The organism is Flagellimonas eckloniae, assembly GCF_001413955.1.
Taxonomy (GTDB): Bacteria; Bacteroidota; Bacteroidia; order Flavobacteriales; family Flavobacteriaceae; genus Flagellimonas; species Flagellimonas eckloniae.
On sequence record NZ_LCTZ01000002.1, the window covers coordinates 3,987,454 to 4,013,808 of the forward strand.

General features: G+C 39.1%; 27 protein-coding genes. 4 read left to right on the forward strand and 23 right to left on the reverse strand.

Features of this window, described 5'->3' with window-relative positions:
• Window positions 1-20: 20 nt before the first annotated feature.
• The 10 genes from AAY42_RS17140 to AAY42_RS18195 form a co-directional block, all read right to left on the reverse strand.
• The gene (locus AAY42_RS17140; RefSeq protein WP_055397424.1) at window positions 21-1,073 is read right to left on the reverse strand and encodes a family 43 glycosylhydrolase; all 1,053 of its coding nucleotides are present in this window, start codon (window positions 1,071-1,073) and stop codon (window positions 21-23) included.
• Between the two features lie 275 nt (window positions 1,074-1,348).
• Window positions 1,349-2,878: a sulfatase gene (locus AAY42_RS17145; RefSeq protein WP_055397426.1), complete on the reverse strand. Its 1,530-nt coding sequence runs from the start codon at window positions 2,876-2,878 to the stop codon at window positions 1,349-1,351.
• A 23-nt stretch (window positions 2,879-2,901) separates the two neighbouring features.
• A complete protein-coding gene (locus AAY42_RS17150) occupies window positions 2,902-4,161 on the reverse strand; it encodes a DUF6786 family protein (RefSeq protein ID WP_222836846.1) in 1,260 nt (419 codons plus the stop codon).
• 14 nt (window positions 4,162-4,175) lie between these two features.
• Entirely contained in the window at window positions 4,176-6,797 is a 2,622-nt protein-coding gene (locus AAY42_RS17155) for a GH116 family glycosyl-hydrolase (RefSeq protein ID WP_082433504.1), read from the reverse strand.
• Between the two features lie 103 nt (window positions 6,798-6,900).
• The gene (locus AAY42_RS17160; protein ID WP_055397430.1) at window positions 6,901-7,128 is read right to left on the reverse strand and encodes a hypothetical protein; all 228 of its coding nucleotides are present in this window, start codon (window positions 7,126-7,128) and stop codon (window positions 6,901-6,903) included.
• A gap of 33 nt (window positions 7,129-7,161) precedes the next feature.
• Window positions 7,162-8,769 (reverse strand): sulfatase, encoded by a 1,608-nt coding sequence (locus AAY42_RS17165; RefSeq protein WP_101956480.1) that lies wholly within the window; start codon window positions 8,767-8,769, stop codon window positions 7,162-7,164.
• A 10-nt stretch (window positions 8,770-8,779) separates the two neighbouring features.
• Window positions 8,780-10,726, reverse strand: a complete 1,947-nt coding sequence (locus AAY42_RS17170) for a glycoside hydrolase family 97 protein (protein ID WP_055397432.1) — start codon at window positions 10,724-10,726, stop codon at window positions 8,780-8,782.
• Window positions 10,727-10,771: 45 nt separating this feature from the next.
• Window positions 10,772-10,954: a hypothetical protein gene (locus AAY42_RS17175; RefSeq protein WP_139063764.1), complete on the reverse strand. Its 183-nt coding sequence runs from the start codon at window positions 10,952-10,954 to the stop codon at window positions 10,772-10,774.
• A gap of 482 nt (window positions 10,955-11,436) precedes the next feature.
• Window positions 11,437-12,312, reverse strand: coding sequence for an NAD(P)H-binding protein (locus AAY42_RS17180; protein ID WP_055397436.1), 876 nt, complete (start codon window positions 12,310-12,312; stop codon window positions 11,437-11,439).
• Window positions 12,313-12,316: 4 nt separating this feature from the next.
• Window positions 12,317-12,862, reverse strand: a complete 546-nt coding sequence (locus AAY42_RS18195; protein WP_055397438.1) for a nuclear transport factor 2 family protein — start codon at window positions 12,860-12,862, stop codon at window positions 12,317-12,319.
• A gap of 120 nt (window positions 12,863-12,982) precedes the next feature.
• On the opposite strand from AAY42_RS18195, the gene AAY42_RS17190 reads away from it, so the two are divergent.
• Window positions 12,983-13,387, forward strand: a complete 405-nt coding sequence (locus tag AAY42_RS17190) for a winged helix-turn-helix transcriptional regulator (protein WP_082433508.1) — start codon at window positions 12,983-12,985, stop codon at window positions 13,385-13,387.
• 31 nt (window positions 13,388-13,418) lie between these two features.
• Here the strand turns inward: AAY42_RS17190 and AAY42_RS17195 are convergent, their stop codons facing one another.
• A complete protein-coding gene (locus AAY42_RS17195) occupies window positions 13,419-14,384 on the reverse strand; it encodes a hydrogen peroxide-inducible genes activator (RefSeq protein WP_055397441.1) in 966 nt (321 codons plus the stop codon).
• 113 nt (window positions 14,385-14,497) lie between these two features.
• On the opposite strand from AAY42_RS17195, the gene AAY42_RS17200 reads away from it, so the two are divergent.
• The gene (locus AAY42_RS17200; RefSeq protein WP_082433510.1) at window positions 14,498-15,520 is read left to right on the forward strand and encodes an alpha/beta hydrolase; all 1,023 of its coding nucleotides are present in this window, start codon (window positions 14,498-14,500) and stop codon (window positions 15,518-15,520) included.
• A gap of 36 nt (window positions 15,521-15,556) precedes the next feature.
• Window positions 15,557-15,973 (forward strand): OsmC family protein, encoded by a 417-nt coding sequence (locus tag AAY42_RS17205; RefSeq protein ID WP_055397443.1) that lies wholly within the window; start codon window positions 15,557-15,559, stop codon window positions 15,971-15,973.
• Window positions 15,974-16,073: 100 nt separating this feature from the next.
• On the opposite strand, the gene AAY42_RS17210 is transcribed toward AAY42_RS17205, so the two are convergent.
• Both AAY42_RS17210 and AAY42_RS17215 read right to left on the reverse strand, forming a co-directional pair.
• Entirely contained in the window at window positions 16,074-16,418 is a 345-nt protein-coding gene (locus AAY42_RS17210; RefSeq protein WP_055397445.1) for a tRNA-binding protein, read from the reverse strand.
• Window positions 16,419-16,425: 7 nt separating this feature from the next.
• Window positions 16,426-17,334: an NAD(P)/FAD-dependent oxidoreductase gene (locus AAY42_RS17215; protein ID WP_055397447.1), complete on the reverse strand. Its 909-nt coding sequence runs from the start codon at window positions 17,332-17,334 to the stop codon at window positions 16,426-16,428.
• An 84-nt stretch (window positions 17,335-17,418) separates the two neighbouring features.
• Here AAY42_RS17215 and AAY42_RS17220 point away from each other — a divergent pair, with 84 nt between their 5' ends.
• Window positions 17,419-17,802 (forward strand): Fur family transcriptional regulator, encoded by a 384-nt coding sequence (locus AAY42_RS17220; protein WP_055397449.1) that lies wholly within the window; start codon window positions 17,419-17,421, stop codon window positions 17,800-17,802.
• A 137-nt stretch (window positions 17,803-17,939) separates the two neighbouring features.
• Here the strand turns inward: AAY42_RS17220 and AAY42_RS17225 are convergent, their stop codons facing one another.
• The 10 genes from AAY42_RS17225 to AAY42_RS17270 form a co-directional block, all read right to left on the reverse strand.
• Entirely contained in the window at window positions 17,940-18,329 is a 390-nt protein-coding gene (locus AAY42_RS17225) for a RidA family protein (RefSeq protein WP_055398032.1), read from the reverse strand.
• Window positions 18,330-18,500: 171 nt separating this feature from the next.
• Window positions 18,501-19,064, reverse strand: a complete 564-nt coding sequence (locus AAY42_RS17230) for a Crp/Fnr family transcriptional regulator (RefSeq protein WP_055398034.1) — start codon at window positions 19,062-19,064, stop codon at window positions 18,501-18,503.
• Window positions 19,065-19,086: 22 nt separating this feature from the next.
• Entirely contained in the window at window positions 19,087-20,007 is a 921-nt protein-coding gene (locus AAY42_RS17235; protein ID WP_055397451.1) for a helix-turn-helix domain-containing protein, read from the reverse strand.
• A gap of 15 nt (window positions 20,008-20,022) precedes the next feature.
• Window positions 20,023-20,955, reverse strand: coding sequence for an NmrA family NAD(P)-binding protein (locus tag AAY42_RS17240; RefSeq protein ID WP_245625639.1), 933 nt, complete (start codon window positions 20,953-20,955; stop codon window positions 20,023-20,025).
• A gap of 112 nt (window positions 20,956-21,067) precedes the next feature.
• Window positions 21,068-21,979, reverse strand: coding sequence for a helix-turn-helix domain-containing protein (locus AAY42_RS17245; protein WP_055397453.1), 912 nt, complete (start codon window positions 21,977-21,979; stop codon window positions 21,068-21,070).
• Between the two features lie 80 nt (window positions 21,980-22,059).
• On the reverse strand, window positions 22,060-22,935 hold the full coding sequence (locus tag AAY42_RS17250) for an SDR family NAD(P)-dependent oxidoreductase (protein ID WP_313778141.1): 876 nt from the start codon (window positions 22,933-22,935) through the stop codon (window positions 22,060-22,062).
• Between the two features lie 108 nt (window positions 22,936-23,043).
• Window positions 23,044-23,796, reverse strand: coding sequence for an SDR family oxidoreductase (locus AAY42_RS17255; protein ID WP_055397457.1), 753 nt, complete (start codon window positions 23,794-23,796; stop codon window positions 23,044-23,046).
• A gap of 10 nt (window positions 23,797-23,806) precedes the next feature.
• Window positions 23,807-24,271 (reverse strand): DUF1097 domain-containing protein, encoded by a 465-nt coding sequence (locus tag AAY42_RS17260; protein WP_055397459.1) that lies wholly within the window; start codon window positions 24,269-24,271, stop codon window positions 23,807-23,809.
• Window positions 24,272-24,300: 29 nt separating this feature from the next.
• Entirely contained in the window at window positions 24,301-25,041 is a 741-nt protein-coding gene (locus AAY42_RS17265; protein ID WP_055397461.1) for an SDR family oxidoreductase, read from the reverse strand.
• A gap of 120 nt (window positions 25,042-25,161) precedes the next feature.
• Window positions 25,162-26,085, reverse strand: coding sequence for a helix-turn-helix domain-containing protein (locus AAY42_RS17270; RefSeq protein ID WP_055397463.1), 924 nt, complete (start codon window positions 26,083-26,085; stop codon window positions 25,162-25,164).
• Window positions 26,086-26,355 lie beyond the last annotated feature (270 nt).

Below are 26,355 nucleotides of genomic sequence, written 5' to 3' on the forward strand. Positions count from 1 at the left end.
TGTTTTATTTCATATTATCATTACTTCGTCATCTCATAGCGAAGCAAATAGGTCAGCCCTTTTCTACCGTTCATGGCAATGCCCCATCCTGGGATTCCTACATCTGGGTTTCCATTTTCCAAATGAGGACGGTACAAACCGGGAGCCTTGGGGATATTTTCCAAACTATCATGCTGCATGGAAAATTGAAGCCCATCTTTAGCATAGTTTATCGACTGACTTATGGAAGCTAGACAAGAGACCCCTTTTCCTTCTTTCCATATAAGTACCTCATGACCTTTATCCAGAAGCGAGCCTTTTTTCTCAAATGGACCCTCAGGTGAATCTGCCATGGCTACCCCCATTTCGGTTCTTTTGGGACCCTCTTTACCATGTTCAATACACCTTCCTTTGTAATACAACCATATTTTACCGTCACGCACCATCATACTGGCGTCATCCACTCGGTAGCTATCAAAATCCGAAACGACTTCACTGTGGACAATAACCGGATTGTTTACTATTCGCTTGAATGGCCCATCAGGACTATCTGCCACAGCTACGCCTATGGCGGTAAAGTCTGTGGTATGGTTCCCCTCAAATTTTTTATCAGGATTTCCGAGAGTAGGTTTTACTGCAGTGTAATAGAGGTAGTATTTCCCTTTATGTGCCAAAATATTAGGGGTAAATACGGAGTGACTGTCAAAAGCCCCTTCTTCGCCCAAACCAAGTGCCATGCCCTTTTCGTTCCAGGTATGTCCTTCATCCTCGCTGGTTGCGTACCAGATAGTGGCCCAATACCCCGATGTGATTGGGCTATCCATTCTGCTGTACCAGACATAGTACTTGTTGCCTACTTTAATCACATCGCTAGGGTCTCTTCTGTTATACACAGAATCTACGCCGATTCCCATAACATCTGAATAGGAAAAGGTTACAGTTGCGGTGCTTTTTACTTCATGTACAGCTATTTCTTCAGTTTCTGTTTTTTTGGATTCTTTGTTGCCACAAGCATGCCATAAGAATGCAGAAATTAGTATGATGGGCAAATAGAATTGAATGCTTTTAAATTTGTTTTTCACTTTTTGTTTCATCTGATATTGGTTTGATCGTATTTTTTATTATTTCCATTGTCACGGTGGATTTATATCTTATCCAGTGTGCCGTTGAATTTGAGAACTTCTCCTTTTTTCATCTGATATTGCTTGTATACACTTCCATATCTAAGTTTGGCATCATTGCCCAAACGCTTTGTATGTCACGAGACAGTTTGTTTTGACTGTTTGAATTTCTAAGAAGGCATATGAACAAATAGGCTAGAAAGTGGAAATGTGTTTTCATATCATCAATTATTTCATGTTCATTTCATTCAAAACTCTAATATTGAAGAAGCTGGAATTGGAACCTTATTTTCCTTTCTCCAAGTGGTGAGTTCCTTTAACAAATTCGAAGCTACTTCCTTATTTTCCCCTGCGCAATTTTCACGTTCTCCCAAATCTTCTTCGAGATTGTATAATTCAATTTTGCCATCGTTCACGAACTGAATAAGTTTCCACTTTCCTTTTCGGATAATGGAACAGGGTGGATTTTTATACGTACTGGCTACGTGCCAAAAAAGTGGCCTTTCCTTAAATTCTTTTTTTTGATAAATCGGGACCAGACTTTCTCCATCTAATGTCCCCATATAGTCATCTATACCTGCCAATTCCAAAAAGGTTGGAAAAAAGTCCAGACCATGGATAGGGGTATCTGTGAAACCAGGTGTTATTGTCCCTTTCCAATAGGCAAACATGGGCACACGAAGCCCTCCCTCATATATATGTCCTTTGGCACCTCTCAAACGGTTGTTGACACTCTGCAACCCATTGAAGCCATTATCGGAAGTAAAAATGATGAGGGTGTTTTCCAAAAGATTGTTTTCCTTCAGGTATTTTACAATTTTGCCCACATTCTCATCAAGCGACTGAACCATGGTGGCATAAGCTGCAATTTCTTCAAGGTTTTCAGTGCCTTGTCCAGTTACAGAATCAGGTAGCTTATCCATAAATTTCTCTATCCACTCCGAGTTCCTTACCACCGTAGGTCGATGAGGTGCATAGTAATGTAGGTTGACAAAGAAGGGCTGGGACTTATTTCTTTCAATGAAATTGATTGTTTCGTCAGTCAATCGGTCAGTGAGCCATTCATCCGATGGTTTATCGCTGATGAATGGATTTTTGAACGGTGCTTTGTAACCACCACTTGGAGCTTTGTAACCATCATCATAACCACGAGCCGGATCTCCCCACCAAGTACCGCCTACATTTTCATGAAAGCCCCTACCTGTAGGATAATACTCTTGAACAGTATCTGAACGGTGACTTTTTAACCACGATAAAGCACCATTGGGAGGTTGCGAAAGTGGTTCATCGAAAGGATAGGGGAGTGCTAGTTCGGACAGAGGGTCAGGCCCTACAATATGCCATTTACCTAAGTGGATAAGTTTATAGCCCGCTTCCTTAAGTGGGTTTGCATAGGTGTCATGTTCCTTACCAACTGTCCAGCGAGAATAGATGTTTTCATCCGGGGCATATTTCTTTTCCAAGACAGGAACATTGTACACCTGGGTTCGGAATGACTGTTTTCCCGTAAGTAAAGCTGCCCTTGATGGGGAACACGTGGGATACATATAGGCTTGATTAAAAACCAAACTTTGTTTGGCCAATACATCAAGATTTGGTGTTTCAAACCATTGACTACCCATAAAGCCAACGTCTTGCCAGCCCAGGTCATCAGCCATAATAAAGACGATGTTGGGTTTGCCATTGGTTTTTTGTGAGCATCCGAAGAAACCAATAGTAAGTATTGCTATTAAAAAAAATAACTTTCTCACCCTGTTTCCTTGCTCTTTATTCACCATTGAATTGATTATTATTTTATGGATTAAAAAATATTTACAATTTCTTCAATAGATACGCCCAATAGTTGTTGAGCTATTTTATTTAGTGATTTTTCATCCCCTTCAAAATGACAAGTCAATTGGGTATGCGTTGATTTTTCTCCAACTTTTAGTGCTAAAGCTGGTGATGAGGTTTCCAATTCGTAAAATTGACCCAACTGTTTTTCGCCCGGTGCAGGCGGTCCATCATTATATGAATTGACCACATCACCTTTATAAGGTTGCTCCTGCAATTCCCAAAGGGAATTGACATAATTGGATACACCTGCGGGTTTGTTGTATTTAACAATGGTCAGCACGCTATTTTCAGAATCATAAGACCCTAAAATATCCTTGGCCCTGCTTGGAGACAAGCCTATCTTACTTCTATATGTTGCATCCCCCGAAAAATATAACACACTATCTTTTACTATGAGACGTTCCGAGGGTACTTTACCGAAGTAATCATCAGTTACAGGTTTTCCCAATATTTCTTCACTTCCAGGATAAAAAGGGATAATTATTGTAGTAGATGATGAGGCATTGTACATACCGAGCAACCAGATAGATAAAAGACCTGTTTCCTTTTGCCAATCTTTATCTCCAATATTTGATAAGGTGTTAGTGGTTCGATAGGCGACAGACTTTATGTCCATTTCTATATCCACACCCAATTCTGCCGATATGGTATGTGCGGATAGTATTTCGACCTTGCGTTCAATTTCCAACTCAAAACTAAAATCAGAATAATTCGTTAGTGCGGCTTTCTTTGTGAATGATACGCTATTGGGCGTATTTTTTTTGATTTCAAATGGTTCTACATCTATCAACCTAGGTGTATACCAATTATCTAGACTAAACTCAGTTCCCTTTTCAAAGAAGATAGAGTATTGCCCTCCCTCTGGTCCGAGCCAAAAACGTTCTTCCCCTCCAAACACATTAATGTGCTCCAATGTATCTCTTGAAGCAAACAATTCTCGGTTAATCCAACCATAACTTCGACCCTCCGACCCTGCAGCACTACTGGTCATCACTCTTCCTTGAAGTGCAGCAGAGACAGCAATCTTGCCTTGTCCCGTAGGATCGGTAAGCTCAATCATATCGGTGTACTCACTCATGAAAGTAAAATCATCTGCAAAACTTGTATAGTCTTCTACTGGTTCTGGTTTGCTTTCTGTCTTTTTTGTGTCGCATCCAATCACAAGGATAATTGCCAACAGAATGCCGATACTTTGCAAGAAGTGTTTATTCGTTATCCTATCCATTTTCATAATTTTTTCTAATCTCTGTTAACTTTAAAATTGACTACATCATTTTCATTGAACGTTTTGCCTTTTTTGAAATCTTCACTACCAAAGCCTTCCAACTTAAATGACTTGAGTGTAACGGAACCATTAAGAACAGTTATAGCTACCTTTTTCTCTAAGTTGTTTCCAGAAATTTTTACAGTACCATATTGATAGCCGTTAGACCAAAAGTACTTTCCTGGCTTTGATGTAAATTTCATGGATTTTTCAACAGCGGAATATTGGAATTCTGTCGTTGCTATAATACCACTCCAAGCAATCATACTCCTTGCATAGTGATGCCCTGCCTCGGCTTCATTAAATGGGTTTCGTTTTCTTCCATCATAACGATCTCTAATATTTCGAATGCTCTTTAACCCATTCTCCGTTTGACCTTCTTGAAGCATACCGATTGCAGCTGTGTATTCAAATCCGGTCATTACCTCAGTATAATAGGGAAAAGGCTTCTCTGGTCTTTTCTTCGGGTAGGCAGCCATTAACAAGGCGGACTCGTCACCCAAAGCATAAGACCGGTGAAAGTTGGTGTGGGAAGACATATTCTCCACATAATTGTACTTGATGATAGATTTAAGTGTAGTCTTTATATTTTCTTCTTTTGCCAAATACCCAAGTCCAACAAGATGTGAAAAAAACTGACCTACCAGTTGATCTACCAAAACACCTTCACCCAATTGAAAGTCAGGAGATGTAAAATCTGTGGTATGAATACCAGAAGTAGCACCTATTAATGATGGAGCTACATTTTCAGCAGACATGGGGGGTTGGATATGCTGTTCATAATATTCACCATTGAACAGATTGTTATCCATCCACTCAGATCCTTGTCTAAATAGCTTCTGGCATGTTTTTACAAATTTTTTATCCCCTAGATAAGATGCCATCTCTGCCGAAGCCTTGAGTGCCCCGAGATACCAAAATCCCATTTGTGGGTTGGGCCCAAAGTATTCCACATCCATGGTGTTATGTTGAGAACCTTCCATAACCCCATCTTTGTTGGCATCCCATCCACCAGGAATCCAACAAAACTCCATAGTTTTTTTTACTGTAGGCCAATGTTTTTTTAAGAATTCATCATCACCTGACAGTTGCCAATCGCGATAAAATTTCATGACACATCCCATCTGTCCATCAGCTGCGGTTTTACCCCATTCTTGCGCAGAATCTAATGGCAGATAAGCTCTAAAACTCATCAGGCCATTTTTATCTGTAGCATAACCGTACTCTACATCACGCATGGTTTTTGCCAATTCCCCAAATAAGAATGCAGTTGTTTGCTCATAATTCCAGACATGAGTACATGAGCCAAAACAGGAGCCATGATTATCAAACAACCCCTCCCAGCCCAAAAGATGACCACTTTTTGTGCGGAAAGCCAACTGAGTTCTCAAATGTGACAGGTTAAAAAGAGCCGATTCTTTTACTTCTATTGGAATGTCACTTTTAATCAGTGCATTTACAAATGTCTTGGTCTTGGTTTCCAATTCATTTAGACGGGGAAGTGTCTTCATGACGACCTCCCAGGAATCAGAATACTTTGTAGTATAGTAATTGCCTACTGTGGCTTTTATCAATTTTTGAAAACCCGGCTTATCCCAGGTTTGTCTGTTGGGAAAATACCAACTAATTAAAAACCTAAAATTCTTTTCTTCACCAGCTTTGAGTGTGTTTTTTACCGCTATTGAACCTAAAGGTGCATTAGCATCAGCATTTGTTCTTTTTTCCAACAGACCATCCTCAGAGAAATCATCCCAGAAATCAAGTCTTTTTTTATCCCATCTACTCTGCAATGCTTGCCAGGCAGTTCTGTAAGTGGTTTCTCCTTCATTAAGGGAAACAAAGCTCATACTTCCCCATTGTTCACTCTCTGAATCTACACCCTTGGTTGTATAATGGATTCCTTTTACTCCATCTTCCTCTCGGTAGGTGTTTACATTCTTTACGGCTTTTCCCCGTGCACCATCAAAACCAATAAAGTTCTGTATGCTCCCGGCAAGTGAAATGGCAATGGTTTTGGTACCAGTGTTCTTTACGTTAAAATTGAGCACTGCCATGGGAATGCTACTATCATCAATATTACCCGGGATTAATGGATTGAATGCGCCAACAACAATCTCTACGGGAAGGCTTTCGTCTCTCAGCGTAACTTGTCCAAAAGGATAAGCCGTACTGAACGATGCATTGCCAAACCGGGGTAACCCATGATGGTTAGAGTATGCACCCCATGCTCCCTCATAAGAGGCAATATCTGAAGGGCCTTCTAACAACCGTGTTTGTTTTTTACCTTCCCCATCTTCAACATAAATAGCAAAAAACGGTCCTTTTTGCTTTACGGGTCCCCTATTTTCCAAAGTAGGATTAAATCCCTTAGCTGGTCGGTTCATAATTTCCCAATCCTCTAAAGAACCTCTACCTGTAAGTGAAATAGTTCCAGTGCCTATACCTCCAATGGGCATTTTTATCTTTTGTATATGCTCCTGATCGTAGGTTTTGAGTACGGGCCATTGGCTTTGCTGAGCAATACCTGTATAATATGCAAAGAATATAAGTATTGCGATTATGAACTGATATCCTTTTTGTATTAAATTTTGATTCATTATTTATTCTTTGTGTGTTCGTTTGAAATGATTTCATATGTAGCATAGTTGCCCAGCCTAATATCGTTCCCAAAATAACGAGCGGCGAGACTTTCTATACTATTTACTCTTTTGCAATACTGCCCATTGTCGATGGTTCCTCCAAACAAAGCTCCCAAAGCGTCCATTGCCTAATGGCCGCACTTCCTGTATGTAGCCAAAAGCCTGGTCCTTCTGCCAGATATTCGCTCGCGGGAGCATCATGGGACATTCTATGGGTATTATCCTGCCCTTGTACTGACAAGGTCAACAGTATTAGATTAAAGAGCAATACCGATTTTTTCTGTTTCATTTTATGCACTACAAAAAGGGTTTGTGAATGGAGCTATTCTTTTGCTATAGCGCTGCCCCACCAATCATCATTGGGTTTCCAATCTGGTAATAACATCTTCTGACGTTGATTTTCCAATCTTGGCATCAAAATATTCTTATGGCTTTCCAAGCGCTCTTGTCTAGCTTTTTCATCCCATTCCGTATCTACCTCCGCATAATGTGTATCCATTTCTTTTAGCCAATCCATCAACTCTTTTTTCATCTCAAGGGCCAAGGTTTTATTTCCCATTAAAGTGTTATTTCGTTCGCCTAAATCGTTCTTCAAGTTATATAACTCTTGATGGTTATCTTCCCAATAGTGTATGAGCTTCCAATCACCTTTGCGAATAATGGAAACTGGTTCGCCACCCTGATTGCCATAGTGCGGGTAATGCCAGTATAGTGAACGTTCTTCTATGGTATCACCCTTTAAAAGAGGCTCAAGGCTTTTACCATCTGCATGGACCTCTGGCAATAGTGGAATATCGGCAAGATCCAATAGTGTAGGGAATAGGTCCGCGCCCGATACGGGCACTGCATTCCTTCTCTTTTGTTCCATCCAGGGCACATGGATAAAGTAAGGGACACGAATACCACCCTCCCATTGATACCCTTTTCCTCCTCTCAACTGTAGCATATTGGAGGAGTAATTATCGCCTGAAGTAACGCCACCATTATCCGAAGTAAACACCACTATGGTGTTCTTTTCCAATCCCAGTTCCTTCAACGTATTGAGCACACTGCCCACAGCTTCGTCTACTTGTTCTATCAAACCTGCATATACTGGGTTGTCCTGATATTTTCTTGCAGGCAGTATCCGTTCCATCTCAAATCCCTTTTCAGCAATGCCCATGCTATCGGCTTTATCTCTATATTTTTTCCACTTAGCCTGGCTAGTCTGTATGGGAGAATGCACCGCATAAAACGAGAGATAGGCCAAAAAAGTGGAATCTTTTTGTGCATGGATGAATTTGGAAGTTTCCTTGGCCAACTTCATTGACATTGACATTCCCTGTTCACCTTCATCATCTTGCATATAGGGATTATTGAAGGGAGAGAAATAACCACCACTGTATGGGCCGCCCCTTTCATACCCACCTTGATTAATATCAAATCCATGGTTTGTGGGTAATGATCGGTTTTTTTCACTCCCCAAATGCCATTTGCCTGCAAAGAACGTAGCATAGCCATTATCTTTTAAAACCTCAGGTAAGACAATATCAGCTTGATCCAGATGATGATTAAATTCTGGGGGCAACAATTTTGTGTGGCGGTTGAGGGCTTTCCAAAGTTGACCAGATTTAGCACCATCATACTGTGTAAGTCCATGTCTTGCGGTAAACTGTCCGTTGAGCAGGCTTGCCCTTGAAGGAGTGCAAACGGCACAAGTGGCATAACCATTGGTGAAAACAGTACTCTTATCCGCCAGGTTGTCTATGTTGGGAGTCTCATAGTATTCACTTCCCATTACCCCCAAATCAGCGTAGCCTAAATCGTCAACCACAATAAAGAGAATATTGGGCTTTTTAATGTTTTCAATAGTTTTTTGGGCCTCCTTACAGGAACATAATAACAAAAGACCTAAAGCGAGATTGATTAATGTTTTGTTTAATGTATTCACTTGATTGTTTTTACTTATTTGTTGAAGGCCTAATCCACATACAATGACCTCCACCCGGAGCTATTTTGGCTTTTACAATATCGCCCTTTTTAGCTGTCCCTGTCCTTACCTGATATGCTTCTGGATTGGTAACACAATGTGTTTCATCCGTATCTTCATAATAGGTGACATCGTATGTCACTCCATCTTTAAGAAAGTCAAGAGGTATGTTTAGGACACCACCTTTTTGGTCATGTACGGAGCCTACAAACCACTCGCCATTATGACTTCTGGCCGTTGTAATATATTCTCCCATTTTAGCATTTAGAACACGGCTTTCATCCCATTTTCCAATGGGTAATTTTTGGATAAACTCGAACAAGTCGGCTTTTTCCATATAAGCTTCCGGTGCATCCGTAATACATACAAGACCGGCATAAATGATCAAGGTTCTGGCGGCTTCTGATGTTACTGTGGATATGTAGGAGCCCTGTTCTCTTGGTCCTTTTTCCCGTTCACCCCTATTAATTCCGGTTAGGTCAAAGGCTCCATTATTCATATCCAACGGACCCTGTATTGCATTGATCAGGGCCATTTTTACAAAGGCTTCCGGCGTGAATGCTGCACGCCTATCTTGCTGTGCATGGCAATACTCTTTGGAAACCGCATTGGGATATGTCCTTTCAATTCCTGTCATCGGTACTGGGCCATCATGAAAATCCATAAGTAAATGACTTTCTGCGCCTTTTTGGACAGCCATCCTGGTGAACTTGGCATTGTCACCCATAAATCCATACTTCATTCCCTTCATTCCCAGTGATTCGTAGTATGGAAAAAGCTCGTCATTACCATACGAACCATGCCTATTGTCATAATAAAGCAAAAGATCTGTACCCATGTCATTGGCATAGTCTATGACTTCTTGCAAGTTCAAATGATCAGAAAGCTCAAAATGACCTTTTGATACATGTTTGTACCAGAAGTCATCAATTAAGAAGTACCCTATGCCCATCTCCTTTTGAAAATCAATGAAGCGTTTGTAGCTCTCCGTAGTAATTCCGTACTGAAATCCATCATCTGCGGTATAGCCGTGCACCCGCCAGTCCCAAAGCGTTATTCCGGGTTTGACCCAGGAATCGTCTTCCAAAGCCAATGGTGCAGCAAGATTCATAGTAACCGGGTTGACCACCAGGTCCCCGACTTTGTCATTGACCAAAATCACCCGCCATGGAGTAATCAGTTTGCCACCTTCCAATTCTGTCTTATGCGAAGAAACCAACGAACCTCTTTCTTCATCATAACCGATTTTCATTGACTCAAACCCTTTTGCGGAAAACAGATCTGATTCCAAAAGGGATAGGTATGGCGTATTGGGCTGTTCCACTATAATAGGAATGTAAATTTTCAGTTTTTCGCCTACTGTATTATGTGCTTCTTTAGCATTGGGCATCACTGCTTTTTTATATTCATCCAATTCCAATGGGCCTAAAGGCTCATGCTCCCTGTTTGCGGAATAGATAACCTGACCACTATTCAATTGGTACTGGCATAAAAATGTAGCCTGATCTTCTTCCTTATAGTCTTCTATTTCATATCGAAGGCCAACTCCTTGATCGTACAAACGGACATAGAGTTTCGTTTTGACTTGATTGTATTCTACATCCAGCATCAACTCGTTATAGTTATCATTAAATTCACTGAACTGCCCCCATGTAGGTTTCCATTTGCTGTTTTCAGACCTATTTTGGACTGCCATGATTTTGGCTGACTTATCAGGAAAAATGGAAAACTCTGAAGGTTTGACTAGAGTATCCCCCATTGACAATAAAGAATATGTAATCTTCCCTTCCAAATTATGTATAACCACGGCTATTTTATCATTTGGTGAATTGATTTGAAAGGTGCTTTCTTTTTGATTGCAGCCCTGAAGTAGCATGACTACAATCAAGATTAAAAAGAATTTATTTTTTAGTTCCATATTTCTAATAATTGGTAAATAGCTTGTCTCTGTTATCTAGGGATCTCAGCATCTACCTATTCTTGCCAGTTTATCAATATTTGGGGTGTTGATATTATTTTGATATCCCATATAGCCAACATCTGAATACACTAAATCATCCACTAGTATAAAAACAATATTTGGGCGGTTCTCCTTATGCTCTTCTACCTCAGAAACTTTTGGTTTTCCCTTGCATGCAAATGCCAACAAAAAAGCAAAAAAACCTGTGGCTTTAATTTTTTAAACATATTGGTTGTATGGTTGTTATTTTTTGGGATTAAATACATTAATGTACTGGGATTAAGTTTGGTCTGAGCTAAAATTAATGTTAGCGCGAATGTTTTACCACCTAAAAAGGCGCTAATGGCAATACTTTTTTTGCCTCTTTTGTTGAATACATAAAATTTTTCATCCTATATTGATGATTGATGAATAATTGATTGCTGTTCTTGATATAGTTTCAATGGGATTTCAATCTTTGCTGGTCTAGAGCACCTATAAACTCAATACCAAAACATAGACTTATCAATTTAATATAATAAAAAAGATAAAACTAAATGATTTTACCCTTCCTTACAAAGTTCCACCTTATTCCAAAAAAGAAGCGAGCTTCATTTTGAAACTCGCTTGATCTTCCACTTTTTGTGGTTGTTTGGAACCTTCATTTTCAGGATAACTTTATAAATTGACTATTTTGAAATAAACTTATTCCGGATTACGTCCGCAAGGGTTGTTGGTGTATGCGCGTCATGGGTTCGAGGTGTCGCATAGGCACCATTGGGATCTCCCAAAGCTCTATAGAGGTCGACCAATTCTTTCTGTACGATATCATTGGCACCAAAATCGGCGAATTGATTTTTTATATCACCATAGGTCACTTGCTTGTATACAACCTCTTGCTGTAATTCTTCCGAGAAAATATCCGCCGCTTCCTTTAGGTTAATGTTGCGCGGTCCCATAATATTTCTGGTCCATTGCCCTGCCCAATGCTTGTCTATAAGGTATTCCGTAGCTATATCCCCAATATCATCAGCACTGATGAAAGGAATATCATGATCCGTAGCATAAGGAAAGGAGAAATAACCTTTTTCAAGGATGTCATTCTTTTGTAATAAGAAGTTTTCCATAAAATAGCCAGGTCTTAAGAAAACCACATTGGATGCCACCTCTTTGAAAGCTCTTTCCATAGTGCCCACATAAGTCACCGTTCCCAGGTTATCGGAAGCTCCGGCACCGAGGGAAGAAATGGCAACCACACGGGGTATATTGTTCTCTTTAATGGCAGCTACCCCAGCAGCGATAATGTCATTATACCACGCTTTTAAACTTGTAACCCCAAGTGCTGGAGGTACAAGCCAGAATAGCGCATCTGCCCCTTTTGTGTGTGCAACTACCTGTTCCATGTTACTCATATCCACTTCGTGCGAAGATGAATTTGGGATGTTCAAATTTTTTAAAGCATCCAGCTTGTTTCCTAATAATATAACAGAATGACCTGCTGATGCTACTTTTTTTGCGATTCGGCTGCCTACATTACCTGCTGCAGCCCCGATTGCTATTTTCATGATGTTACTTTTTTGATTTATCGTTAAACATTTTATTGACCTCTTTATGGTCTCCCATAGCGGATACCGCCAGAGGGTTCCAATACTCTTTATAATGGATGATTTTTCCATTCTTGAGTAGTATACGAGCGACATAGTCTTGCTTGTATAATTGATTCGTCGATGGGATAACCACTTCCCCATGGAATTCCGCCCATACGACATGGTTTTGTGATGGATAGCTCTTCACCTGTGAGAAGACGATATCCGGCATATTTGCAAGAGCACCTTTCAAATAATTACCGTACTGCGTTTTATCCAGTTTAGATGGCGTACCCAACGAATGGGCATAAGGATATTCAATAATGGCGTCTTCATGAAAAAGCTCAAGTACGTTTTCAGTACCCAGATTGAAGGCTTCCAATAGATTCTGAACTATTTTTTCTTCATCTATAGTCAAGGTCTTGTTATTCGTTTCGATTTGTCCTTTTTGGGACTGGACCGAATACGTTGTTGTCAGAAATACTGCAATTAATATTGCCAGTATCGGGTTGAATGTTTTTGTTTCCATCGTATTATTTTTTAAATTTCTACTTATTTCCACAAATTTATGTGCTATACTTGTATCGCACAAGAGGGCACTGAATAGTGCATAGCTTACTTTTGGGTAGTAAATGAATAAACAATAGTAATGGAAGCTGAAAAAAAAATAAAAAAAATTTCGTATTTGGAATCTTTGAGTGCCAGAACCGTTTTTGATGAGAACTGTATCATACAAGTATCCTTTGCTTTGATAGCGGATAAATGGACTTTATTGATTTTAACTACACTGATGCAAGGGACAAAACGAAATAGCGATTTACAAAAACAGGTCATTGGTATTTCACCCAAAATGTTGTCACAGACACTAAAAACCTTATTGAAATATGGAATGATCTCACGAAAGGTATATCCCGAAGTGCCGCCACGAGTAGAATATACCTTAACCGAGTTTGGAAAAAGTCTTGTGGAGCCATTGTCCAGTTTTTACGATTGGTCGGTGGATTGGGAGGATAGACTTCGTACCATTTACAAGAAAACCAAAGGGAAAAAATGAGTTTATGCTCAAGGGCAGGTGAATTTAAAAGTCATTTACTGGTTGCCTGCCTAAAGTATGGGGAATCGTCCCAACTAATTTTTTTGTAGTTGCTTATTTCCCTACAACTTTCTGGAATGGAATTCCAAATGGCATCTTTTAATTTCTCAAGTATGAGGGTCTTTGAAAAACTTTGGGAAACTACCAAGCTAATTTCCCTGACCGGTCTTGGGTTTTTGAAAGGTTTAATAAGATGTTTGTTCTTTTCATGTAAAATTGATAATTCAGGTATGATAGCATAACCCAAATCTGCACGAACCAAATTTTTTAATGTTTCAATCGAGGTAACATCAAAATTAAACTGTTCCATCTTTTTCTTCCCTTCCTTAATATCGCAAATATTCAATAGTTGTGCATTGTAGCAAAACTCTTCCTTTAATAACAGTAGTTCCGAATAATCTTTTTTTTGATACGTATAAAATTCTTCATTTGATGAAGAATGGCTAGGATTCAAATAAGCAACAAATTGCTCGTTAAAAATCGAGAATTCCTTTAGGTTATTATTCCCAGTAGGGGTAGCCATTAATGCGATATCGATGCTCCCATTTTCCAAAGATTCCATAAGTCCGACGGTAGAGGTTTCTTCAATAATGAAGTTTACCTTGGGCATGGATTTTTTGATGTTGTCTATTGCCAAGGGAATTAGATAAGGGGATAGGGTTATGACAACCCCCAATTTTATCGTTCCCTGTAAAAGGTTCTTTTTTTCGATGATGAATTCGCGGATGTGATCAGCATCCTTCAAAAGCTTTCTTGCTTTAACAATGATTTCCTCACCCATTGCTGTGGGCTTTAAAGGAACTTTTGTTCTGTCGAATAGTTGTATTCCTATTTCCTCTTCCAGTTTTTTCAATTGAATGGTAAGACCTGGTTGTGATACAACGCATGCTTCGGCAGCTCTTCCAAAGTGGCGCTCCTCATCCAGGGCTACAATATATTTTAATTGCTGCAAGGTCATAATTATAATTTTAATTAATCAAATATAAAAATTATTAATTTGATTTATGAAGTTATCGACAGTACGTTTGTACCAGAATTTAAAACAAATAGTAACAATTAAAATTTTTAAAAATGAAAAAAGTAATGATTACAGCAGCAATGGCACTAACATCTTTGTTAAATGCACAAATTGAAACCACTTTAAGTGGTAATTATGGAGTTGAAAAAGAAACCAGAGAGTTTCTTAAAGCGGTCCATAGCAATGATGGTCCACAGATTTATGAGTTATCTATTGAAGAAGCCCGTAATGTTTTGATAGGAGCCCAAACAGGAGATTATGAAAAATTCCCTGTAGATGTTACTGAAAAAGAAATCGCCCAAGATGGTATTTCAGTTACTCTTAGAATTGTAAAACCCAAAAACAGTAGTGAAGAACTGCCGGTTCTGATGTATTTCCACGGAGGTGGCTGGATTTTGGGGAATGATTTTACACATGACCGTTTAGTAAGGGAATTGGCCGTTGGTGGAAATGTAGCGGTGGTTTTTGTAAACTATACACCAACGCCAGAAGCGGTATACCCCCAAGGAAATGAAGAAGCTTATGCCGCGACTAAATGGATAAAAGAACATGGACAATCCTTAGGAATAAATACCGATAAAATTGGGGTGGCAGGAGATAGCGTTGGAGGTAATATGGCCATTGCCGTTACTCTAATGTCCAAAGCGCGAAAAGGACCTAAAATTGATTTTCAAGTGTTGTTTTATCCCGTTACGGATGACAATTATAATACCACCTCTTACCAACAATTTGCAAACGGCCATTTCTTGACCTTAAACGCAATGATTTGGTTTTGGGATGCCTACGCCCCCGACAAAAGTGTCAGAAGTCAGATTACGGCGACGCCTCTAAATGCGACCTTGGAAGAACTGAAAGGATTACCTGAAGCATTGGTCATTACAGCGGAAAATGATGTGTTGCGGGATGAGGGAGAAGCCTATGCAAAAAAATTGAATGCTGCCGGTGTAAAAGTAACGGCGACGAGATATGTAGGCACCATACATGATTTTGTCATGTTAAACCCCATTACCAATACACCTGCTCCGAGAGCAGCAATAAAACAGGCTACACAGGCCATTAAAGCAAAATTGCACTAAGAATTAAATAATGTATAATTTAAAAAAGTAAAAAACATGAAATTTAATAGAAGAGCAAGCGTCAATTGGAAAGGAACCGGAATGGAAGGTTCGGGAACCGTAAACACGCAAAGTACCGTTCTAAACGAAACCCAACTTTCATTTAAGACCCGATTTGAAGAAGGTATCGGGACAAACCCCGAAGAATTGATAGGAGCGGCACACGCAGGTTGTTTCACGATGCAACTGAGTTTTTTGATCAGCGAGGCAGGTTACGTTCCAACCAATTTGGACACCCAAGCAAAAGTATTCTTTGAAGACGGTTCTATCCCAAAAATTGAGTTGGATTTAACTGGGGAGGTACCTGGTATTTCTGATGAAGAATTTAAAAGATTGGCGGAAAAATCCAAAGAAGTCTGCCCGGTTTCAAAGTTGTTAAATGCAAACATCGTCCTGAGTGTTACATTGAAGTAAAAGAATGCTTCCGCTATTTGGAAAACTATAATCAATCAAAAACGAAAAGGAGGGGTTTTTATAGCTCCTCCTTTTTTAATGAACGGTACATATCACCTTCCTATCCGATGCGGGTTCCGTTTTTGGTGGCCCTTTCAGGCTGAATCAAGGTTACTTCATTATTATCTCCAACGCCTCCCAAGACCAGGCATTCACTCATCATCTTGGCTATTTGCTTCGGTGGAAAATTTAGTACCGCAATAACTTGTTTTCCGATGATATTTTCGGGTCGATATAGTTTAGTTATCTGGGCCGAAGTTTTACGAATTCCAAATTCTCCAAAATCGATGTTCATTTTATACGCTGGGTTTCTCGCGCTTTCAAAAACTTCACAAGAAATTACGGTACCGATTCTCATTTCAACTTTGGTAAAATCATCCCACTGAATTACATTATTTCCTAACATATCTTTTTTAAAATCTATCCTGGGTTAATTCCATATTTGCCATCGCGCCTGCAATGGTTCCGGTAGCTACCGCATATGACACGGAACGCAAAGGACTCGCACTATCTCCACAAGCAAAAATACCAGGGATATTGGTTTTTTGGGACATATCTACCTTGAGAATTCCTTGGTCGGTCAGTTCACATCCTAAAGAAACAGGAATTTCAGAATGCTGTTTGAAAGGAATATGGGCATATACTGCTTTGAAGCCGGTTTTGCCTCCATCTTTAAATAGCACGTTTTTAATATGCCCATTTTTATGTTCCATCTCAACAATTTCCTTTTCGATAATTGGAATATTATGTTGGTTTAACTTTTCGTATTGCTCAATGGTAAAATCACTTTTTCCAGAGGTCAAGATTGAAATATCATTTGTTAGATTGTTAACTAATGATGTGACGTGAAATGCAGTATTCCCATTGGCCATGATTCCTGTTTTTTGTCCTTTGAACTCGTAACCATGACAGTACGGACAATGAATAACGGAAATCCCCCAACAATCCGAAAAACCTTTTATATCGGGCATTATATCTTTTACGCCCGTGGCAAAAATCAGCTTATTGGCACGAAACTTTTGTCCGGATTCCGTGGTTATTTCAAAACCATTTTCAACTTTTTTTCCGTGCACGGCCAAGTCGTTCACCATCTTTACGGTGTTATACTTCAAAACTTGATTTTTTGCCTGTTCGGAAATGACACGAGGTGCTTTGCCGTCATGTGTAATAAAATTGTGCGAATGGGGTGTTTGCCTGTTGCAAGGTAGACTGCTGTCGATGATCAAAACACTTCGCAAAGATCGACCCAGCGCCATAGCAGCAGAAAGTCCGGCGTAGCTACCACCGATGATGATTACTTCAAAGGTTTTAGTGTGATTCATTACAATGAATTTTTGACAAATTTAAATAAAAATCTTACTATTGCAATATAGTCGCATTATTAATGCGACTTAATCGCATTTTATATGGAAAGAAGAAATACCCCGACCAAGGAAGCTGTATTGGAGGTTCTTACAAAAGCCAAGAGGGCCATGAGCAGGGATGCTATTGAACAAAAAATCACCACGGATATCAATCGGGCAACGATTTATCGTGTTTTAAACCGGTTTTGTGAAGATGGCATTTTGCATAGAATAGTTGCGGAAGACGGAAAACAATATTTTGCCGTTTGTATGGATTGTGAGGACAAAGCTTTGGCTGGACATCATTTTCACTTTAAGTGTACGCAATGTGACACCATTGAATGCCTACCGGTGGTGGTAAATTTCAATGCTCCCAATGGATATGAAGTAAAGGGAGTAAATTGTGTTATTTCGGGTATTTGTAAGGAGTGTTCAAATTTCACTTAGCCGTCGGAATAAGCATCATGTAAAACTTAAACACTTTTGAACAGTAACATATTGGTTCAATGAAAAACGGTTTGGATTCGCACCCAAACCGTTATGGCATTTGAAGATTTTTGGACATTCATTTTTTATGGCGAATACTACTTTACCACGGTAACCTCCAATTCGACTTTTAAGGTTTCAAACAAACTTTTTACTTCAAGTACGGTACTCGTCTGTTTTATTCCATGTTTTTTTATCCAATCTTGGAATATATTAAAATGGGACCAAAGTTCTGCAGTAGAAGTAGTATAGACATTAAGTCGTACGATGTTCTTACTTTCGTAGCCAGCTTCGCTGATGACTTGTTCTAAATTTTCAAGCGCCAGAATCAATTGTGTTTTCATATCGGCTGTGCTTGATCTTCCCTCGGCATCGATTGCCGTTTGTCCAGAAACGTATAGCGTTCCTTCAGGTTTTGTTACTTCTACGGCTTGTACGTAACTTCTATCATCCTGCCATTTCCAAGGATTAATTACTCTTTTTTCCATTTGTCCTTCTTTTTTGTTTTGTGCTAATGCGGACGTAACGGTTAGTAATACGACTGCTAAAATTTTTACTTTGCTTTTCACGATTATTGATTTATGATGACATTGCAAATGTTTGAATAACAGGATGGTTTACATGTGACCTACATCACAATTATGAAAAAGTAACAATGATTAGGAAGAAAGTCTACTGAGCGTCTCGCGTGAAACGCCTAAAAAAGAAGCCAGGAGTGTTTTGGGAACTCGTTGAAATAATGATGGATATTGTTGGAGCAGTTGCTCGTACCGTTCCTTAGCACTTGATGTTAGAAAAGATAAAATTCTATTTTGTGAGGCAATGTGGCCCGAGTTGGATTTTTTGAGAAAGAAACGCTGCATTTTGGGCAATTGCGTTGATAGCTTTTCGTAGTTTTTGAGGCTTAGGGAAAATACCGAGGTATCTTCGATACACTGCAATGCTAATTTAGCCTTAGTTTGGGTAAAGTAAGCTGCAAAATCACTTTCCCACCAGTTTTCCATTGCAAACGAGACAATGTGTTGTTTTCCATCATCATCATCATACACTAATTTTAAAAGCCCTGAATTGACAAAATAACAATGCGTTACGGATTCTCCTTGTTGAATGAGGAAATCATTCTTTTTATAATCCTCCTCAGAGAAATGAGATAGAATGAACAAAAACTCATCATCGGTTAACGGTACTATTTCTTCAATATGGCTCCTTAGTTTTTCTTGCATAGTTGTAGATGATGCAGGCATGTCAATTGAACGATTGCCTAAATTCCATTGGGGTGCGTTTGGTCTTTGCTTTAAAGAACTTACTGAAGGATTGTGAATGTTCAAAACCTAATTCGTATGCAATTTCACTAATTGTAAAGTTCGTGGTAGATAATTTTTCTCTGGCTTTTTCAATAAGTTTTTCATGAATGTGCTGTTGTGTATTTTGTCCCGTCAGCACTCTAAGTAGGCTTCCTAAGTAACTTTGTGAAACATTCAATTTCTCGGAAACATATTGAACGGATGGCAAGCCTTTTATTACCAAATCATCACTGTTAAAGTAATCTGTCAATAGCATCTCCAAACGTTCTAAAATTTGATGATTGACCTTTTCCCTTGTTATGAATTGACGATTATAAAAGCGTTCAGAATAGCTGAGCAAATTTTCAATATGCGTGCTAATGATTTGTTTGCTGAATTTATCAATGTTTGCTTGATACTCTTGCTGAATGTTTTGAATAATACCATTTATTATTGATTCTTCCTTGGGGCCCAGAAACAGCGCTTCGTTTACGGCATAACCAAAAAAATCGTACCGCTTGATTGTTTTTGCCAAAGCTGTGCCCCAAATAAAATCAGGATGAATAAGAAGAATCCATCCTGAGTTCACCGGGGTATGGTTTTTGTCAACCTCCACGCGAAATACCTGGTTTGGTGCCATAAAAAATAGTGAGCCTTCATCAAAATCGCACTGCTGATATCCATATCCAAAATTGGTATGGGAAGATTTTTTTAAAGAAATAGCATAAAAATCAAGTACCCAGCTCATGGAGTTGCTTTCATCTGAATGCTTTATCGAAGCGTAATCTATTACACTGATCAAAGGATGCTTGGGAGCTGGCAGCCCTCTGAATTTATGAAACTCACTAACTGTTTTAATTCTATATGGTTTTTTCTTCGCCATATTTAAATGTACCAATTATTGGTTGTATGCCTTTGCAAACTCTTTTGCAAACTCTTTTAGTTTTACTTTCCCAAATTTTGGCTTACTACTATAATAATCTTCCAATAGTTTGCCATTATGTATGCTTTTGTGCATTTCTATTAATCCTTCTGCTATTTTAGGGTTAAATCCAATGGATAAAGCACCACTTAACATATCCTCATCAGAAATCAAAATCCATTTTAAGTCTGGTTTTCCAATTGCCTCACCCAATGTTTTTGCTATTTCATTACAAGTTAACTCTTCACTTACAATGTAGCGCACTTTTCTTTCTGAGAATGAACCTTCTAATTCCTCAGCAACAACTTCGGCAATATCAGAAGGTGATACCCAAGGACACTTATCATCTTCACCATAGTTAGAAGCTATAATTCCTTGAGATTTTATTGCAGGAATAAATCCAAATAAATTATAGTAGAAAGATGTAGGTCTTAGCGTGGTAATTTTAACTTCTTCTGGTAAGGACTTAAAGATATTTTCTACATTGGTATGTGTAATAAGCTGGCCATTATCTTTATTCATATTACCGCCTATACTACTTAAATGTATAACCTTTTTTACGTTTGATTTTAAAATAGCTTCAGCATAGTTATTACCAACTTGTTTGTAAAATTCTATTTGATTGAAATCTGGGTCGAAGTAGTCTCCCGGTGGAATCATACAATACACAGCATCTGCTCCTGTAAATGATTCTGTCAAAAAATCTACATCTTCCATAGCGCCAATAGCAGCTTTTGCTCCCAATTTTTCAATGTCTTTTTGTTTTTCGGGATTGCTGCTTATAACCGTTACTGAATGTCCTTTTGCAATTAATTCTTCTGCAAGAGGTTTGCTAATATTCCCCAATGAGCCTGTCACTACAATTTTCATTTTTTCTATTTTTTTATTTATACAAAGTTGCTGTTTCATTGAGCAACAGATGTAGCCAAAATGATTGTTGTTGTAGTCAGAATGGAAGGTCTATCAATTCGTTGTTCTATAGGTAGTGTTCCAGTGAACGATCTACTGTACGTTTTTATGATTAGTTAAACGATTGCCTAAACTCCAATGGGGTGAGTTTGGTTTTTGCTTTAAAGAACTTGCTGAACGATTGTGGGTGTTCAAAACCCAAAACAAAAGCAATCTCGCTCACGGATTGACGGGTCGTGGAAAGTTCTTCCTTTGCTTTTTCTATCAACTTATGATGAATATGCTGTTGGGCATTTTGCCCGGTCAGTGAGCGTAACATATCACTTAAATAGTTGGGAGATACGTTGACCTGGTCAGCTAAATAGTGAACCGTGGGCAAACCATCGTTTAACGGTTTTGGGCCATTAAAATAATCTTCTAAAAGATCCTCAAGTTGTAACAACAGGTTGTTATAAATGGCTTTGTGCGTAATAAATTGTCGGTTGTAAAATCGATTGCTGTAGTTCAGCAACAGTTCTATTTGCGAAATGACCACATCATGGCTAAAATCATCTATTCTGCTCTTTAACTCATCATCAATGATTTTAAAAATAGCCATCATGGTCGATTTTTCCTCGGCAGAAAGATGTAATGCTTCATTGGCGGCGTAAGAAAAAAAGCCATATTGCTTCATTTTTTTAGCAAGAGGGTACGTCAACAGAAAGTCGGGGTGGATAAAAAAGATATAGCCCGATGCAGTGCTTTTTGGGCTTTCGAATACCTGATTTGGAGCGGTAAAAATCAGTCCACCTTCACCAAAGTCATAGTAGTTTTGACCGTATCTAGCCTGTCCGCAAAGCGTGGTTTTGTAAGCGATCTTATAAAAGTTTAAAATAAAGAAATCAAATGATTCGGCTGTTGGAATAGGGATCTCTTCGATATTTATAAAACTTATCAGGGGGTGGGAGGGCTTTGAAAGCCCAAAAGCACGATGAAAGTCCGATAAGGAATCAAATTTTCGTGGTATGTTTTCTTCTTTTCTCATGGATTAGTTGCTAGAAAACGACGACCGATAAGATAACAAATATCGGTCATCGTTAAAGTTAAAAAAATGCTTTAGTCTTATCAACCCTGCGCGGCATTGGATATCGCTTCCCATGCCTCCCATGTTGCCAACCGCTCATCGTAAGCCTTGCGTACGGAGGGCAATGTCTGGTTGCCCAGGAAAAGTCGTAGAGGTGGCTGCTCTGCATCGACCACTTTGAAAATAGCCTTCGGGGTAGCGTTGGGGTTTCCCCTTTCCAAGTTTCGAAGACCTTGCACAAATTGCCCTTTAAAGTCCGAGTAGATGTCAAGTCCATTGGCCATCTTTAATGATTCGGGACTGCCGAACTCGGTCGCATAGGAACCTGGTTCAATAAGGGTTACTTTGATACCAAAGGCCTCCACCTCTGCAGCCAAACTTTCATGAATGGCTTCAAATGCCCATTTTGTGGAACAATAGTATCCGATTACAGGCATCGATTCAAGACCCAGACTACTTGATACGCCCAATATGTGACCTCCACCTTGTTTGCGCAACAATGGTAGCGCTGCCTGAATAACAGAGAGTGCTCCAAAAATGTTGGTCTCGTAGAGTGCCCGGACATCGTCCAAACCTGATTCCTCGATCGTACCCACAAGTGAATAACCGGCATTGTTCAGAATGACGTCCAATCTGCCAAAATGATTATACCCTTTCTCGAGTACAGCCTTTACCTGATCCGTCTTTGTCACATCGAGTGCTAAGGTGAGCACCTTTTCGCCGTACTTTTCCTGTAAATCGGATATGCTCTCCAATCTGCGGGCTGTTGCCACGACTCGATCGCCGCGCTCGAGTGCGGCTTCCGTCCAAATACGTCCAAATCCACGGGAAGAGCCCGTGATAAACCAAACTTTATTTTCTCTTTGATATTCCATGATCTTAAATTTTAATGTTAGAACAATACAAAGTTCAATCATCACTTTTGCCCTCTTGTAGCCGAATTGGGGAAGGATGTAGCCAAAGTGAGGAAGTTGGGTTTATCGAATAAATTGCATCAGTGATTCATTTCAACTATCGGTATGCTTTCACTGTGTAGCACCACCATTTACCAATAGGTGTTGTCCATTTACAAAGGATGATAGATCACTGGCAAAAAATTCTGCTAGATTCGCTACATCTTCTACTTCTGCCAACCTACCCATGGGACAGCTTTCGATCAGCGATTTTCTTAATTCGGGATAAGCATTGGAATCAACGAATATTCCGGAATGATCTACTGCAAATGGAATAATAGAGTTTACGGTAACACCTCGATGCCCTATTTCTTTTGAAAGAACATCCACCAGATAACGTGGTGTGGTTTTGCTTCCACCATATACAGCCATTCCCGGAACCGGAAAAGCCGTAGTACTCGAAGCGATGTAAATGATACGTCCGTTATCTTCGATGTTTTTAGCCGCCTGCTGCATGGTAAAATAAACTCCTTTGGTATTGATACTGAACAAACGGTCAAATTGTTCCTCCGTGAATTGCGTTACCGGTGTTTCTACCATTTCTATACCGGCATTGGCAACGACGATATCTATTTTTCCAAAGGCTTTTTTTGTTTGATTAAATAGTCTTTCAATGTCGGTTACTTTGCTGACATCGGCTTGTATAGCTATTGCTTTGACCCCCATGGCTTCAACAGTGGATAGTGTCTCTTCTGCTGATACCTTGTCTCTAGAATAATTGACGACGATATTTGCTCCAAGTGCTGCATATCTTTCCGCTATGGCTTTTCCCAAACCTCTTGCAGAACCGGTAATCAAAGCTGTTTTATTTTGTAGTGTATTCATTGTTTATGTTTTAAAATTTTGTGTTTATGTATTTCAGTCCTGTATCATTGATCAATGCGAAAATGACCCCTGTAACTATTGGAACAAGTAGACCCAATACGGGAATTACCTGTAGCTCTGGATGTACCCCAAAAAATATGATTAACCCTAGAAACCAAGCAGGGATGTTATTCAGCCCATTGATTTTTGTTACATATGCGAGCGAACCAATAAGGACAAAAACGGTCAATGGAAATCCCATTGCTCCCATGGCAGGCACAAGAAGACTGGCCATAGATTGTATGAGTACTCCGAGTAGTATTCCCAATATGATCTGTAAGAAACTGGGAACATATACTTTGATCGATTTTCCGAACAGGTAATAACTTATCCAGGCAAGAAACATAACCCATGTCGCCCATCCCATCGAAAATGAGATAAATACTGCCAATGCTCCGCATAGCCCCATAACGAGGGCTGTTAAAAATGTTTTCATAATATCTACTATTTAAATGATTGGAGCAGTTAAGCCATTGCTCCGTTGGCACCAATGTTCTGAGCAGAAATCCATTTTGCTTCATCACTGGCCAAAAAGGTTACAATTTTTGCAACATCCTCTGGCTCCCCAATACGATTGAAGGCTGATAAAGAAGCTAATCGATTAATTACTTCCTGTGGTTTTCCCTTTGTGAACAACGCAGTATTGGTAGGTCCTGGGGAGATTGAATTTACATTGATACCCCTGCTTCCCACTTCTTTTGCAAACACACGTGTCAACTGTTCAACGGCTGCTTTAGTAGCTACATAAGGTCCATAGGTAGGCAGCATGATTCTATTTACCGAAGTTGAAAAGTTGATGACACTTCCATTTTCTGCTAATTTTGTGGCAGCTTCGCGAAGTGTATTAAATACTCCTTTTACATTTACATCCAGTTGTTTTGCAAAATCCTCGTCGGTGGTATCTTTAATAAGCGTATTGATCATAATACCTGCATTATTGACCAACACATCAATTTTTCCGTAGTGGGCAATGGCAGTATCGAAAAGGCTTTTTACATCTTGTGCGTTGCTTACATCAGCTTGTATGGCGACAGCATCCCCACCATTTGTTTTGATTTGTTTGACGACATCTTCAGCTGCTTCTGTACTACCGGAATAGTTAATAACCACTTTTGCTCCAGCCTTGGCCAAATGTAGTGCTACCTCTGCGCCAATACCTCTTGATGCACCTGTAATAAGTGCTACTTTGTTACTTAAATTTTTCATTTGTCTATCTTTTTGAATTTATTGGAACAAAGGTATTTAGGTACTATCCCTTGTTTGTTGCGAGGAATACAGTACTCGTTGTAAAATTTAAATAGAAGAGGGGACTAGAGGACTAACTCATTAAATAGTATGCTCTTTTCTATATTGAACAGGCGATATTTCAGTGTGCTTTTTAAAAAAGTTGCTAAAATGGGCAGTTTCAGAGAATCCCAATTTATAGGTTATTTCTTTGATGGGCATGGATGAATTTTGCAAGAGGGATTTGGCTTCAGAAATTGTTTTATCCGCAATCCAGGTAGTAACAGGTTTTCCTGTTTTGATTTTGATAATGTTACTTAAATAGTTGGGATGCAAGTTTTGTGCGTTGGCATAATCTTGAACCCTAAAAACGGTTTCCATTTTTCCCGTTATTAAATCACGATAATGTTTTTCAAGCAATCGTTTGAACGATTTGACGATTTGTGAACTTCTGTTTCCTTCATAAATGGGATTGTAATCCTGCCAAAAATAGGCTTTGATTTTATAGAGCATAACCGCCAACAAGTGCCCAACAATTCTATATGTATCGGTGGATTGATTAAGGTATTCGTTGTGGATATTTAGATAAACCTGTTCTACTTCGCCATAAAATTCATCACTTACAATTTTAGGACTGATGGTTTCAGTTAATAAAAATGGAAATGCAGAGAAGATTTCTTTGCTGATATATTGTTTTAGAAATGTTTCATCAAAAGTAATCAGATAAATCTCCTCGATTTTTTCCCAACTGAATGTTCGGTAATTGCTCGGATTGGTAAAGTAGATGGAATGTGGTTCCACTGGAAAAGAGTGTTCGTCTATGGTATACTTTCCCTTGCCGTCTTTTACAAAAAGAAACGAAAAATAGTCGGGACGGAATGATGGGGACTGATATGGAAGTGTAAAATTAATATCCTTCAAATTAAGGATAGCGAATCCTTCGGAAGGTTGAATTAAATCCACAGGTAGTCCCAAATGAAGATATAATTCATAGAGTGACTTTGCCTCGGGACTTTCATTTTTCATTTCCCAGATTTACTTTGAATGTTACACTACATTGAGATGAAAGTTACTAGCAAATTTAAAGAATCATGGTTAAAGGTTAAGTGATATATTAAGGTAGAACGGAAGTAAAGACAATGATTTTCATAAAACATTGGTTTTACGGAGCTCATTTAGGAAAATTTTGAAGTTGTGTTAAAAATGTCCCGTTCTTGCCTTCTAGCGTTTTGTTAAATTCAAATTTTATTATGACCAAAAACAATGAAACCTTGCAAATCTTAGATTTTACAAGGT